This is a genomic window from Pseudomonas sp. xss_2 (genome assembly GCF_043104195.1).
GTDB lineage: Bacteria > Pseudomonadota > Gammaproteobacteria > Pseudomonadales > Pseudomonadaceae > Aquipseudomonas > Aquipseudomonas urmiensis.
Window position 1 is genome coordinate 43,371 of sequence record NZ_JBICKL010000045.1, and the last position, 13,153, is coordinate 56,523.

Below are 13,153 nucleotides of genomic sequence, written 5' to 3' on the forward strand. Positions count from 1 at the left end.
GGCCAGCTCGCGCGCGTCAGTCGCGCAGCAGGCTAAGGCTGTGCAGCGGGCCTGCCAGGTAGTCGTCGAGGCAGCGTGGCACCAGTTCGCTGCGCCAGCGCGAGGGCTCGGCCAGCAGTTGCTCGCGGGTCATCCATACGGCGCGGACGATATCGCTGTCCAGGGCAAGCGCTGGGTGATGGCGCACGGGGCGCGCGGCAAAGCAGATGCGCTGGTAGGTCACGCCGTTACTGGGGGCGGTATACAGGTAGATGCCGACCACGCCGGTCAGTTCGACGTCCCAGGCGGTTTCTTCCAGTGTCTCGCGCAGGGCAGCCTGGGCCAGGGTTTCGTTGGCTTCCAGATGGCCAGCGGGCTGGTTGAAGACGTGCTGGCCGGCTTTGAATTCTTCGACGAAGAGGAATTTGCCCTGGTCTTCGACGATGGTGGCGACGGTGATGTGCGGTTGCCAGGTCATGTGCATCTTTAGTCCCTGTAGGTTCTTAGAAAGCACAAACCCCGGTGCGTGGCCGGGGTTTGTGTTGTTACTTCAAGCGAACCTTACAGGGCGGCGATGGCGCTGTTCAGGGTCTGGCTTGGACGCATCACCTTGGCAGTCAGCTCGGCATCCGGGGCGTAGTAGCCACCGATGTCGGCTGGCTTGCCCTGAACGGCGTTGAGCTCGGCGACGATGGTCGCTTCGTTCTCGGCCAGGGTCTTGGCCAGTGGGGCGAAGCGCGCTTGCAGTGCGGCGTCGTCCGACTGCTCAGCCAGCGCTTGTGCCCAGTACAGGGTCAGGTAGAAGTGGCTGCCGCGGTTGTCGATACCGCCGACTTTGCGCGATGGCGACTTGTTGGTGTCGAGGAACTTGCCGGTAGCCTGGTCCAGGGTGTTGGCCAGGACTTTGGCGCGCGGGTTGGCGTAGGTGTCACCCAGGTGCTCCAGGGAGGCGGCCAGGGCCAGGAATTCACCCAGCGAATCCCAACGCAGGAAGTTCTCTTCGACCAGCTGCTGGACGTGTTTCGGAGCCGAACCACCGGCGCCGGTCTCGAACAGGCCACCGCCGTTCATCAGCGGGACGATCGACAGCATCTTGGCGCTGGTGCCCAGCTCCATGATCGGGAACAGGTCGGTCAGGTAGTCACGCAGGACGTTGCCGGTCACCGAGATGGTGTCCTTGCCTTCGCGGATGCGTGCCAGGGAGAACTTGATCGCCTCGACGGGTGCCAGGACACGGATGTCCAGGCCGGTGGTGTCGTGGTCTTTCAGGTAACGCTGGACCTTCTCGATCATCACGCCGTCGTGGGCGCGAGCTGGGTCGAGCCAGAACACGGCTGGGGTGTTGCTCAGGCGGGCACGGTTGACGGCCAGCTTGACCCAGTCTTGGATCGGCGCGTCTTTGGTCTGGCACATACGGAAGATGTCGCCAGCTTCGACGTTCTGCTCCAGGACGACCTTGCCCTTGCCATCGACGACGCGTACGACACCGTCGGCCTTGACCTGGAAGGTCTTGTCGTGGGAGCCGTATTCTTCGGCTTTCTGCGCCATCAGGCCAACGTTCGGTACGCTGCCCATGGTGGTTGGGTCGAAGGCGCCGTTGACTTTGCAGTCTTCGATGGCGGCTTGGTAGATGCCTGCGTAGCAGCGGTCAGGGATGATCGCCTTGGCGTCTTGCAGTTCGCCGGCGGTGTTCCACATCTTGCCCGAGTCACGGATCATCGCTGGCATCGAGGCGTCGACGATGACGTCGCTTGGCACGTGCAGGTTGGTGATGCCTTTGTCGGAGTTGACCATGGCCAGGGCCGGACGAACGGCGTACAGGGCCTGGATGTCTGCTTCGATCTGGGCCTGCTGCTCAGCGGGCAGGTCCTTGATGCGGGCGTACAGGTCGCCAATGCCGTTGTTGGCGTTGAAGCCGACGTCGGCCAGGGCCGAGGCGTGCTTGGCCAGTACTTCGCCGTAGAACTCTTCGACGATGACGCCGAACATGATTGGGTCGGAGACTTTCATCATGGTGGCTTTCAGGTGTACCGACAGCAGTACGCCGGAAGCTTTGGCATCGGCGATCTGCTCGGCGATGAAGGCTTTCAGGGCTTTGCGGCTCATGGTCGCGCAGTCGATGACTTCAGCGGCCTTGACGGCGGTTTTTTCCTTCAGGACGGTGATGGCACCGTTCTTGTCGACCAGCTCGATGCGCAGGCTGTCGTCAGCCTCGATCAGGGCGGCTTTTTCGCTGCCGTAGAAGTCGCCGTTGTTCATGTGCGCTACGTGCGACTTGGAGTCGGCAGCCCAGGCGCCCATTTTGTGCGGGTGCTTGCGTGCGTAGTTCTTGACCGACAGTGGTGCGCGGCGGTCGGAGTTGCCTTCGCGCAGTACCGGGTTGACGGCGCTGCCCTTGATGCGGTCGTAGCGTGCGCGAGATTCTTTCTCTTCGGCACTGGCTGGCTCGTCGGCGTAGTCAGGGATGTTGTAGCCCTTGCCTTGCAGCTCTTTGATCGCCGCTTTCAGTTGGGGGACCGAGGCCGAGATGTTCGGCAGCTTGATGATGTTGGCTTCAGGGGTGGTAGCCAGCTGGCCCAGTTCCGCCAGATGATCGCCTACCTGCTTGTCTGCGCCGAGTTGCTCCGGGAATGCCGCAAGGATACGGCCAGCCAGGGAGATGTCGCGAGTTTCGACGGCAATGTCAGCCGAAGCGGTGAAGGCTTCGACGATCGGCAGCAGCGAATAGGTGGCGAGGGCGGGGGCTTCGTCGGTGAAGGTATAGATGATCTTGGAACGGGTGGGCATGCGGGTTAACTCTCTATGTGCTGAGCGTACTCGAGTCTCGAGGTGCGCAGGGTAGGCGCTTCGCTCAGGCGACGCCATGAGCGGAAAGTCGAGAGGCTGCGAGCGGTGATGGTGGATGCATCAGTCGAGCGTCAAGTGCTGGGCTGCGGTAACAACCCAGGCTTTTGGCCATTCTTGGCCGAGGGCGAGCCGCATTTTCCAAGGGTTCGCCCCGATGACCCTGCGGTCAGGGCCGGAGTATATCAAACCCTTTGGGCTAATCAGCAAGGCTAAGTGGTATCAACGCATTTATAAGACCAAAGACGTAGGAGCAATGTGGCGTGTTGCCGCAGGTTCGGCGACCAGCTTGCAGGTCAGCGGATGTGGTTTAGGCTCAGTGGATCGCACGATGTCCAATCACACCCGAAAGCGGAGTAGTGCAAGCATGGCTTACCAGAAAATCAAGGTTCCGGCCGACGGCGCCAAGATCACCGTCAATGCAGACCATTCGCTCAACGTTCCCGACAACCCCATCATTCCTTACATCGAGGGCGATGGGATTGGCGTCGATGTCTCGCCAGTCATGATCAAGGTGGTGGATGCCGCAGTAGAAAAAGCCTATGGCGGCAAGCGCAAGATTGCCTGGATGGAAGTCTATGCCGGCGAGAAGGCCACTCAGGTCTACGACCAGGACACCTGGCTGCCGCAGGAAACCCTCGATGCGGTGAAAGACTACGTGGTCTCGATCAAAGGCCCGCTGACCACCCCGGTTGGTGGGGGTATTCGTTCACTTAACGTGGCCCTGCGCCAGCAGCTGGACCTGTACGTCTGCCTGCGTCCGGTGGTGTGGTTCGAGGGTGTGCCAAGCCCGGTGAAGAAGCCTGGCGATGTCGATATGGTGATCTTCCGTGAGAACTCCGAGGACATCTATGCCGGGATCGAGTGGAAGGCCGGCTCGCCTGAGGCGAACAAGGTGATCAAGTTCCTCAAGGAGGAAATGGGCGTCACCAAGATCCGTTTCGACCAGGATTGCGGTATCGGCGTCAAACCGGTGTCCAAGGAAGGCACCAAGCGCCTGGTGCGCAAGGCCCTGCAATACGTGGTCGACAATGACCGCCAGTCGCTGACCCTGGTGCACAAGGGCAACATCATGAAATTCACCGAGGGCGCCTTCAAGGATTGGGGCTACGAAGTGGCCAAGGAAGAGTTTGGCGCAGAGCTGCTCGATGGCGGGCCGTGGATGAAGTTCAAGAACCCCAAGACTGGCAGGGAAGTGGTGGTCAAGGACGCGATCGCCGACGCCATGCTCCAGCAGATCCTGCTGCGCCCAGCAGAATATGACGTGATCGCCACCCTCAACCTCAACGGCGATTATCTGTCCGACGCCCTGGCGGCAGAGGTCGGCGGGATTGGCATTGCCCCAGGCGCCAACCTCTCGGATACCGTGGCGATGTTCGAGGCCACCCACGGCACCGCGCCCAAGTACGCCGGGCAAGACAAGGTCAACCCAGGCTCGGTGATTCTTTCGGCAGAAATGATGCTGCGGCACATGGGCTGGACCGAAGCGGCCGACCTGATCATCAAGGGCACCAACGGTGCAATTGCAGCCAAGACCGTGACCTATGACTTCGAGCGTCTGATGGACGGCGCGACCTTGGTCGGCAGTTCGGGCTTCGGCGAGGCGTTGATCAAGCACATGTAAGGCATACAAAAACCGGTCGCCTGGTTAAACAGGCGACCGGTTTTTTCGTTTTACCGGCAGAACGCAGGGTACTCCAGGCTCAGGCAGTCACGGTCGTTGCCGGTGGCGCGGCAGGCTGTTCGACCTTGGCGCCGACACCGCTGATATTGACGGCGTGCAAGCCTTTGGGGCCTTGGATGATCTCGAAATTCACCGGTTGGCCAGCCTTGAGGGTCTTGTAACCGTCCATCTGAATCGCCGAGTAATGGGCGAATAGATCCTCGTCTTTGCCGTCCTCAATGATGAATCCGTAGCCCTTGGCATTGTTGAACCACTTGACTTTACCGCTTGCCATCCCTATGTCCCTCTGCAAAGGACTCCATCACTGGAGTATCATCCACGTCATCCGCATACGAACCTTGCGAAAAAATCTGGTTGACTGCGCGGATCTTTATCGACCACGGTGGGTTCTTATTGGTTGTAACACCGTTTTGCCGATAGTCAAGGTCATGCGGCGCCCGCGCCAGCGGCGGCCTGTGCGGTCAACCCACAACCTTAACCTGTCGATGTGATGAAATTCTTTCCATGCATGCACACAGTCAGATTCGACTAACATTCAATCAGGATCGTCCTCAAACCAACGAGGACGATGGCTCCGGTCTGGCAGTGCAAGAAGCCAAGCCGATCCTGCAGGCGCCACCGATGTACAAGGTGGTTTTATTCAACGATGACTACACGCCGATGGATTTCGTCGTCGAAGTGCTCGAAACGTTCTTTAGTTTGAACCGCGAGCTGGCGACCAAGATCATGCTGACCGTCCATACCGAGGGACGGGCAGTGTGCGGATTGTTTACCCGCGACATCGCCGAAACGAAGGCCATGCAGGTCAACCAATACGCCAGGGAAAGCCAGCATCCGCTACTCTGTGAAATCGAGAAGGACGGTTAATCGCCGACCACTTGGGTATGAGGTGAAGCTATGTTAAACCGCGAGCTCGAAGTCACCCTCAATCTGGCCTTCAAGGAGGCCCGTTCGAAGCGTCATGAGTTCATGACCGTCGAACACTTGCTGTTGGCACTCCTTGACAATGAGGCGGCCGCAACCGTTCTACGCGCCTGTGGCGCTAATCTCGACAAGCTCAAGCACGACCTGCAGGAGTTCATCGATTCCACTACGCCGCTGATCCCGGTGCACGACGAGGACCGCGAAACCCAGCCGACCCTGGGCTTCCAGCGCGTGCTGCAACGCGCCGTGTTCCACGTGCAAAGTTCGGGCAAGCGCGAAGTCACCGGCGCCAATGTGCTGGTCGCGATCTTCAGCGAACAGGAAAGCCAGGCGGTGTTCCTGCTCAAGCAGCAGAGCGTGGCCCGCATCGACGTGGTCAACTACATAGCCCATGGCATCTCCAAGGTGCCAGGCCATGGGCCTAATACCGACAGCGACCAGGACATGCAGGACGAAGAGGGCGGCGAAACGTCGTCTTCGAGCAATCCCTTGGATGCCTACGCCAGCAACCTCAACGAGCTCGCTCGTCAGGGGCGGATCGATCCGCTGGTGGGGCGTGAGCAGGAGGTCGAGCGCGTCGCGCAGATCCTTGCTCGTCGGCGCAAGAACAACCCGCTGCTGGTCGGTGAGGCGGGGGTCGGCAAGACCGCCATCGCCGAAGGCCTGGCCAAGCGCATTGTCGACGGCCAGGTGCCTGACCTGCTGGCGCAGAGCGTGGTCTACTCGCTCGATCTGGGCGCGCTGCTGGCCGGGACCAAGTACCGCGGCGACTTCGAGAAGCGCTTCAAGGCGCTGCTCGGGGAGCTGCGCAAACGTCCGCAGGCGATCCTGTTCATCGACGAGATTCACACCATCATCGGTGCCGGTGCGGCCTCCGGTGGGGTGATGGATGCGTCCAACCTGCTCAAGCCCTTGTTGTCGTCGGGTGATATCCGCTGCATCGGCTCGACCACTTTCCAGGAGTTTCGCGGCATCTTCGAGAAGGACCGGGCCTTGGCGCGGCGCTTCCAGAAGGTCGATGTCTCCGAACCATCAGTGGAAGACACCGTAGGTATCCTGCGCGGCCTGAAAGGGCGCTTCGAAACCCACCACCACATCGAGTACAGCGACGAGGCCCTGCGCGCTGCTGCCGAGCTGGCTGCCCGCTATATCAATGACCGGCACATGCCGGACAAAGCCATCGACGTGATCGACGAGGCGGGCGCCTACCAGCGCCTTCAGCCGGAAGAAAACCGCGTCAAGCGTATCGAAGTGGCCCAGGTCGAGGACATTGTCGCCAAGATCGCGCGGATTCCGCCTAAGCACGTCACCAGCTCCGACAAGGAGTTGCTGCGTAACCTGGAGCGCGACCTGAAGTTGACCGTGTTTGGTCAGGACCAGGCGATCGATTCGCTGGCTACCGCGATCAAGTTGTCGCGGGCCGGGCTCAAGGCGCCGGACAAGCCGGTCGGTTCGTTCCTGTTCGCCGGGCCTACTGGGGTCGGCAAGACCGAGGCTGCACGGCAGTTGGCCAAGGCGTTGGGCGTTGAGTTGGTGCGCTTTGACATGTCTGAGTACATGGAGCGCCATACCGTATCGCGTCTGATCGGTGCGCCTCCCGGTTATGTTGGTTTCGACCAAGGCGGCTTGCTCACCGAAGCGATCACCAAGCAACCGCACTGCGTATTGTTGCTCGATGAAATCGAGAAGGCCCACCCGGAAGTCTTCAACCTGCTGCTGCAGGTGATGGACCACGGTACCCTGACCGACAACAACGGGCGCAAGGCGGACTTCCGCAACGTGATCCTGATCATGACCACCAACGCCGGCGCTGAAACCGCCGCGCGGGCCTCGATCGGCTTCACCCATCAGGACCATGCGTCCGATGCGATGGAAGTCATCCGCAAGAGCTTCACGCCGGAATTCCGCAACCGCCTGGATACCATCATCCAGTTCGGTCGCCTGAGTCACGAGACGATCAAGAGCATCGTCGACAAGTTCCTCATCGAACTGCAGGCCCAGTTGGAAGACAAGCGTGTGCTGCTTGAGGTCAGTGATGATGCGCGAGGCTGGCTGGCAGCCAGTGGCTATGACGTGCAGATGGGCGCTCGACCAATGGCGCGGCTTATCCAGGACAAGATCAAACGGCCGTTGGCCGAGGAGATCCTGTTCGGTGAGCTGTCCGAGCACGGTGGCGTGGTGCACGTCGAGCTGCGTGACGGCGAGCTGGTGTTCGACTTCGAGACTACGGCTGAAGTGGCCTAGATCTGGAAGCCGACGTGGGAGCGGGCTTGCCCCGCGATGGCGGCAGTAAGGGCAAATGGGTTGTCTGAGCTGGCGCTATCGCGGGCAAGCCTGCTTCTACATGGCGGTGCCTGATGTTTCGCATGAGTCACAAAAAAGCCCGGCACATTGGCCGGGCTTTTTTTGTGGCTGGAGCTTAACGGGCGCGGTAGGTGATGCGGCCCTTGCTCAGGTCGTAAGGCGTCAGCTCGACGCGGACCTTGTCGCCAGTGAGAATACGGATGTAGTTCTTGCGCATCTTGCCAGAGATATGCGCGGTTACGACGTGCCCATTTTCCAACTCCACGCGGAACATGGTGTTGGGCAGGGTGTCGACGACAGTGCCTTCCATTTCGAAGCTGTCTTCTTTCGACATGCAGTAAAGCCCTCGGTGTCCAGTGTAGGCCCGACGCGTGACTGCACCGGGCAAAAAAAGTGGCGTGGATTATGCCCGAAAATAGTGTTTCAAGCCAATGCTTTCAATTGAGACTGACCCAACGCTGGTTGATCAGCAGTTCGATGGGGCGGTACTGGGTCTTGTAGTTCATTTTCTTGCAGTTCTTGATCCAGTAGCCCAGGTACACCGCCTCAAGGTTTTGCCGCAGCGCTTCGGTGATTTGCCAGAGAATGGCAAAACGGCCCAGGCTGCGGCGCTCTTCGTCGGGTTCGTAGAAGGTGTATACCGCCGATAGCCCGTTGGGCAGCAGGTCGCAGACTGCTATCGCGAGCAGGCGGCCTTCGAGGCGAAACTCGTAGAACCAGCAGAATGGCAGATCGCGCACCAGAAAGGTGGAAAACTGATCGCGGCTGGGTGGATACATATCGCCATCGCTGTGGCGCTGCTCGATGTAGCGCCGGTAGAGGTCGAAATACTCTTCTTTGAATGCCGGGCGCGCGGCCGTCACGGTCAAGTCGGCATTGCGCTTGAGAATGCGCCGTTGCTGGCGGTTGGGAATGAAGCGCGCAGCCGGAATGCGCGCCGGCACGCAGGCATTGCAGTTCTGGCAATGCGGGCGATAGAGATGATCGCCACTGCGACGAAAGCCCATTTCCGAAAGGTCGGCATACACGTTGACGTCCATCGGCTGGCTAGGGTCGAGGAACAAGGTGGTGGCCTGTTCGTCCGGCAGGTAGCTGCAGGAGTGGGGCTGAGTGGCATAAAACTTCAACCGCGCCAACTCTGTCATGATCAACCCCTCGGGCAATGCTTTGCCTTAAGTGTAAGCCAGCTGTGGAAACTCGCCTAGCGAACCCAAGTGGCCTGGTTGGGTTGATCGAGGTGGCGCGCCAGATACTCGGCGAAGCTGTCGCGGCTGATGGAGCGAGCGCCCAGGCTGTGTAGGTGGTTGGTCGGCATCTGGCAGTCGATCAGCACGAACCCTGCGCTGCGCAGGTGTTCGACCAGGGTCACGAAGCCGACTTTGGAGGCGTTGTCGGCGCGGCTGAACATCGATTCGCCGAAGAACAGCCGGCCCATCGCCAGGCCATACAGGCCGCCGACCAGCTCGCCGTCCTGACGCACTTCCACCGAATGGGCGATGCCGCGCCGGTGCAGCTCGCAATAAGCGGCGCGCATGCTGTCGGTGATCCAGGTGCCGTCGGCGTAGTCGCGGGGCGCGGCGCAGGCGGCGATCACGGCCTCGAAGTCGCTATCGAAGCTGACCTGATAACGCTCTTGGCGAATCAGCTTGGCCAGCGAGCGCGACACGTGCAGCTCGTCGGGGAACAGCACGGTACGTGGGTCGGGCGACCACCAGAGGATCGGCTGGCCATCCTGGTACCAGGGGAAGCAGCCATGGCGGTAGGCGCGGACCAGCCGTTCAGGGGTCAGGTCACCGCCTGCAGCGAGCAGGCCGTTGGGCTCATGCAGGGCCTTTGCCAAAGGCGGGAAGGTCAGCGAGTCGCGGGTCAGCCAGGTCAGCATGGTCTTCAAGTGCGGTGGGGGAGGGGAGGGCGACCAGCATGGCGCGCCTGCAAATCGAGGTCAATCATGGGTGTGTGCTGGCTGGGTGGGCGTGTTTGCGGGTAAACCCGCTCCTACAAGATTTGTCGTCGACTCTTAGGCCCGAAGAAGCAACTGCAGAGGGGCTAATGGCTGATTTCCTACACATTTATCCGCCGTCTGGCACCAACCTGACGCTTTGTTGTCACACCTGTGCAAAAACACAGCATAAGCCTTTGTCACAAAAGAAAATGCATGCTCAAATTGCACGCATGGAAAATTGCCCTGTTCACGTCCTTACGGCGTGCCGCCATGGCGGCTAGTGGGCAGTAATGTTAAAAGTAGTGGTTTGCAGACCGATCACCGGGTCGATCACTACTGGACGCGCAGCAAGCGCAGGAATAGACGCGTTTTGAAGAAATCCACCGCAACTCCGCCCCCTCTGCCCGTGCCCCTCTGGCGGCAGCAGCTGCACTACCGCCTCAAGGAAGGTGCGCTGATCGCCGTCGGTGCCCTGTGCCTGTACCTCTGGATGGCGCTGCTGACCTACGACACGGCCGATCCTGGCTTCAGCCACACCAGCAATGTCGAGCAGGTGCAAAACGCCGCCGGCCGCGCCGGTGCGTATTTCGCCGACATCCTGTTCATGGTGCTCGGCTACTTTGCCTACATCTTCCCGTTGTTGCTGGCGATCAAGACCTGGCAGATCTTCCGTGAGCGCCACCAGCCCTGGCAGTGGAGCGGCTGGCTGTTCTCCTGGCGGCTGATTGGCCTGGTGTTCCTAGTGCTGTCGGGCGCGGCCTTGGCGCATATTCATTTCCACCCTTCGGCGAGCCTGCCGTTCTCGGCCGGTGGCGCCTTGGGCGAGAGCCTCGGCGATCTGGCGCGCAACCTGCTCAACGTGCAGGGCAGCACGCTGATGTTCATTGCCCTGTTCCTGTTCGGCTTGACCGTGTTCACCGACTTGTCCTGGTTCAAGGTGATGGACCTGACCGGCAAGATCACTCTCGATCTGTTCGAACTGGTGCAGGGCGCGGCCAACCGCTGGTGGGAGGCGCGCAACGAGCGCAAACGCCTGGTCGCCCAACTGCGTGAAGTCGACGAGCAGGTCGACGAAGTGGTCGCCCCGGTAGTTGCGGACAAACGCGAGCAGCTCAAGGCCCGCGAGCGCATCATCGAGCGCGACGAGGCGTTGACCAAGCATGTCGCCCAGCGCGAGCAGCAGCCGGCGCCGGTGATCATGCCGGCCCCGGTCAAGGCGCCGGAGCCAAGCAAGCGGGTGATGAAGGAAAAACAGACGCCGTTGTTCGTCGACAGCGCCGTGGAAGGTACCCTGCCATCGATTTCCATCCTCGATCCGGCCGAAGAGAAGAAGATCGAATACTCGCCAGAATCGTTGGCGGGTGTCGGCCACCTGCTGGAAATCAAGCTCAAGGAGTTTGGCGTCGAGGTGTCGGTCGATTCGATCCACCCAGGCCCGGTGATTACCCGTTACGAGATCCAGCCGGCCGCGGGCGTTAAGGTCAGCCGCATCGCCAACCTGGCCAAGGACCTTGCGCGTTCGCTGGCAGTGACCAGCGTGCGGGTGGTCGAGGTGATTCCGGGCAAGACCACCGTGGGCATCGAGATCCCCAACGAGAATCGCCAGATGGTGCGCTTCTCGGAAGTGCTGTCGTCGTCGCAGTATGACGAGGCCAAGTCGCCAGTAGCCCTGGCCCTGGGCCACGATATCGGCGGCAAGCCGGTAATCACCGATCTCGCGAAGATGCCGCACCTGTTGGTGGCCGGTACCACCGGTTCCGGTAAGTCGGTCGGGGTCAACGCGATGATCCTGTCGATCCTGTTCAAGTCCGGCCCGGAAGACGCGCGGCTGATCATGATCGACCCGAAAATGCTCGAACTGTCGATCTACGAAGGCATTCCGCACCTGCTTTGCCCTGTGGTCACCGACATGAAAGACGCTGCCAACGCCCTGCGCTGGAGCGTGGCTGAGATGGAGCGGCGCTACAAGCTGATGGCGGCCATGGGCGTGCGTAACCTGGCCGGCTTCAACCGCAAGATCAAGGACGCCCAGGAGGCCGGCGAGGTCATCCACGACCCGCTGTACCGCCGTGAAAGCATGGACGACGAGCCACCTGCGCTGAAAACCCTGCCGACCATCGTCGTGGTGGTCGACGAATTCGCCGACATGATGATGATCGTCGGCAAGAAGGTCGAAGAGCTGATCGCGCGTATCGCCCAGAAGGCGCGGGCTGCTGGTATCCACTTGATCCTCGCTACCCAGCGTCCGTCGGTGGATGTGATCACCGGCCTGATCAAGGCCAACATCCCGACGCGGATGGCGTTCCAGGTATCGAGCAAGATCGACTCGCGGACCATCATCGACCAGGGCGGCGCCGAGCAGTTGCTGGGGCACGGTGACATGCTCTACATGCCGCCAGGCACTAGCCTGCCAATCCGCGTGCATGGCGCGTTCGTCTCCGACGACGAGGTGCACCGGGTGGTCGAAGCGTGGAAACTGCGCGGCGCTCCTGACTACAACGACGACATTCTCAACGGCGTCGAAGAAGCCGGCAGCGGCTTCGACGGTGGCAGCGGCGGGGGCGACGGCGACGATGCCGAAACCGATGCGCTGTATGACGAAGCTGTGCAGTTCGTGCTGGAAAGCCGCCGCGCCTCGATCTCGGCGGTCCAGCGCAAGCTCAAGATCGGCTACAACCGCGCTGCGCGGATGATCGAGTCGATGGAGATGGCCGGCGTGGTCACGCCGATGAACAGCAACGGCTCGCGGGAAGTGATTGCCCCAGGCGGCCCGCGCGACTGATGATCACCTTGCCGGGCGCCAACGGTGGCGCCCGGCTTCTTCAATGCTCAATGAGGATTAACATGCGCGCGATTCGCATGCTGTTGGTTTCTGCCATGACCCTGGGTTGCGCATCGGCTTACGCCGCTGAGCAGGACGTGCAACGCCTGACCCAATTGCTGGAAAAGTCGCAGACCATCGAGGCCAATTTCTCCCAGCTGACCCTGGATGCCGGCGGCACCAGCCTGCAGGAAACCACTGGCAAGATGACCGTCAAGCGTCCTGGCCTGTTCTACTGGCACACCGATGCTCCGGCCGAGCAGGTGGTGGTGTCCGATGGCAAGAACGTCACCCTGTGGGACCCGGACCTGGAACAGGCGACCGTCAAGAAGCTCGACGTGCGCTTGAACCAGACCCCAGCGCTGCTGCTCTCGGGCGATGTGTCGAAGATCAGCCAGAGCTTCGATATCACCTCCAAGGAGCAGGGAGAAGTCATGGACTTCACCTTGAAGCCCAAGACCAAGGACACCCTGTTCGACTCGCTGCGCGTGTCGTTCCGTAGAGGCTTGATCAACGATATGCAACTGATCGACAGCGTCGGCCAGCGCACCAATATCCTGTTCAATGGGGTCAAGGCCAACCAGGCGGTCCCGGCGGACAAGTTCCAGTTCAAGATCCCGGCTGGCGCGGACGTCATCCAGGAATAACCAGAGAG

Annotated in this window: 11 protein-coding genes; 5 read left to right on the forward strand and 6 right to left on the reverse strand. The window is 60.9% G+C overall.

Features of this window, described 5'->3' with window-relative positions; translation table 11 throughout:
• Positions 1–16: 16 nt before the first annotated feature.
• The gene (locus tag ACF8K2_RS07900) at positions 17–457 is read right to left on the reverse strand and encodes an NUDIX hydrolase (RefSeq protein WP_186557248.1); all 441 of its coding nucleotides are present in this window, start codon (positions 455–457) and stop codon (positions 17–19) included.
• Positions 458–540: 83 nt separating this feature from the next.
• Positions 541–2,766, reverse strand: a complete 2,226-nt coding sequence (locus tag ACF8K2_RS07905; RefSeq protein WP_392464218.1) for an NADP-dependent isocitrate dehydrogenase — start codon at positions 2,764–2,766, stop codon at positions 541–543.
• Between the two features lie 424 nt (positions 2,767–3,190).
• Here ACF8K2_RS07905 and icd point away from each other — a divergent pair, with 424 nt between their 5' ends.
• Complete coding sequence (gene icd, locus ACF8K2_RS07910; protein WP_392464219.1) at positions 3,191–4,447, forward strand: NADP-dependent isocitrate dehydrogenase; 1,257 nt, start codon at positions 3,191–3,193, stop codon at positions 4,445–4,447.
• Between the two features lie 79 nt (positions 4,448–4,526).
• On the opposite strand, the gene cspD is transcribed toward icd, so the two are convergent.
• Positions 4,527–4,781: a cold shock domain-containing protein CspD gene (gene cspD / locus ACF8K2_RS07915; protein ID WP_392464220.1), complete on the reverse strand. Its 255-nt coding sequence runs from the start codon at positions 4,779–4,781 to the stop codon at positions 4,527–4,529.
• A gap of 230 nt (positions 4,782–5,011) precedes the next feature.
• On the opposite strand from cspD, the gene clpS reads away from it, so the two are divergent.
• Complete coding sequence (clpS, locus tag ACF8K2_RS07920) at positions 5,012–5,374, forward strand: ATP-dependent Clp protease adapter ClpS (RefSeq protein WP_119140441.1); 363 nt, start codon at positions 5,012–5,014, stop codon at positions 5,372–5,374.
• A 30-nt stretch (positions 5,375–5,404) separates the two neighbouring features.
• Positions 5,405–7,675, forward strand: coding sequence for an ATP-dependent Clp protease ATP-binding subunit ClpA (clpA, locus tag ACF8K2_RS07925; RefSeq protein ID WP_186557194.1), 2,271 nt, complete (start codon positions 5,405–5,407; stop codon positions 7,673–7,675).
• Positions 7,676–7,850: 175 nt separating this feature from the next.
• Here the strand turns inward: clpA and infA are convergent, their stop codons facing one another.
• The 3 genes from infA to aat all read right to left on the reverse strand — a co-directional run bounded on the left by infA (position 7,851) and on the right by aat (position 9,617).
• Entirely contained in the window at positions 7,851–8,069 is a 219-nt protein-coding gene (gene infA, locus ACF8K2_RS07930; protein ID WP_002553999.1) for a translation initiation factor IF-1, read from the reverse strand.
• Between the two features lie 103 nt (positions 8,070–8,172).
• Positions 8,173–8,880, reverse strand: coding sequence for an arginyltransferase (locus ACF8K2_RS07935; protein WP_264233180.1), 708 nt, complete (start codon positions 8,878–8,880; stop codon positions 8,173–8,175).
• Between the two features lie 56 nt (positions 8,881–8,936).
• Positions 8,937–9,617, reverse strand: coding sequence for a leucyl/phenylalanyl-tRNA--protein transferase (gene aat, locus ACF8K2_RS07940; RefSeq protein ID WP_186557192.1), 681 nt, complete (start codon positions 9,615–9,617; stop codon positions 8,937–8,939).
• A gap of 430 nt (positions 9,618–10,047) precedes the next feature.
• Here aat and ftsK point away from each other — a divergent pair, with 430 nt between their 5' ends.
• Together ftsK and lolA are read left to right on the forward strand one after the other, a co-directional pair.
• The gene (gene ftsK, locus ACF8K2_RS07945) at positions 10,048–12,459 is read left to right on the forward strand and encodes a DNA translocase FtsK (protein WP_186557191.1); all 2,412 of its coding nucleotides are present in this window, start codon (positions 10,048–10,050) and stop codon (positions 12,457–12,459) included.
• 62 nt (positions 12,460–12,521) lie between these two features.
• The gene (gene lolA, locus ACF8K2_RS07950) at positions 12,522–13,145 is read left to right on the forward strand and encodes an outer membrane lipoprotein chaperone LolA (protein WP_186557190.1); all 624 of its coding nucleotides are present in this window, start codon (positions 12,522–12,524) and stop codon (positions 13,143–13,145) included.
• Positions 13,146–13,153 lie beyond the last annotated feature (8 nt).

Coding starts and splice junctions, on each gene's coding strand:
- infA (WP_002553999.1), bottom strand. CDS start 8,069: ATGTCGAAAGAAGACAGCTTCGAAATGGAAGGCACTGTCGTCGACACC.
- clpS (WP_119140441.1), top strand. CDS start 5,012: ATGCATGCACACAGTCAGATTCGACTAACATTCAATCAGGATCGTCCT.
- ACF8K2_RS07900 (WP_186557248.1), bottom strand. CDS start 457: ATGACCTGGCAACCGCACATCACCGTCGCCACCATCGTCGAAGACCAG.
- icd (WP_392464219.1), top strand. CDS start 3,191: ATGGCTTACCAGAAAATCAAGGTTCCGGCCGACGGCGCCAAGATCACC.
- ACF8K2_RS07905 (WP_392464218.1), bottom strand. CDS start 2,766: ATGCCCACCCGTTCCAAGATCATCTATACCTTCACCGACGAAGCCCCC.
- ACF8K2_RS07935 (WP_264233180.1), bottom strand. CDS start 8,880: ATGACAGAGTTGGCGCGGTTGAAGTTTTATGCCACTCAGCCCCACTCC.
- lolA (WP_186557190.1), top strand. CDS start 12,522: ATGCGCGCGATTCGCATGCTGTTGGTTTCTGCCATGACCCTGGGTTGC.
- aat (WP_186557192.1), bottom strand. CDS start 9,617: ATGCTGACCTGGCTGACCCGCGACTCGCTGACCTTCCCGCCTTTGGCA.
- cspD (WP_392464220.1), bottom strand. CDS start 4,781: ATGGCAAGCGGTAAAGTCAAGTGGTTCAACAATGCCAAGGGCTACGGA.
- clpA (WP_186557194.1), top strand. CDS start 5,405: ATGTTAAACCGCGAGCTCGAAGTCACCCTCAATCTGGCCTTCAAGGAG.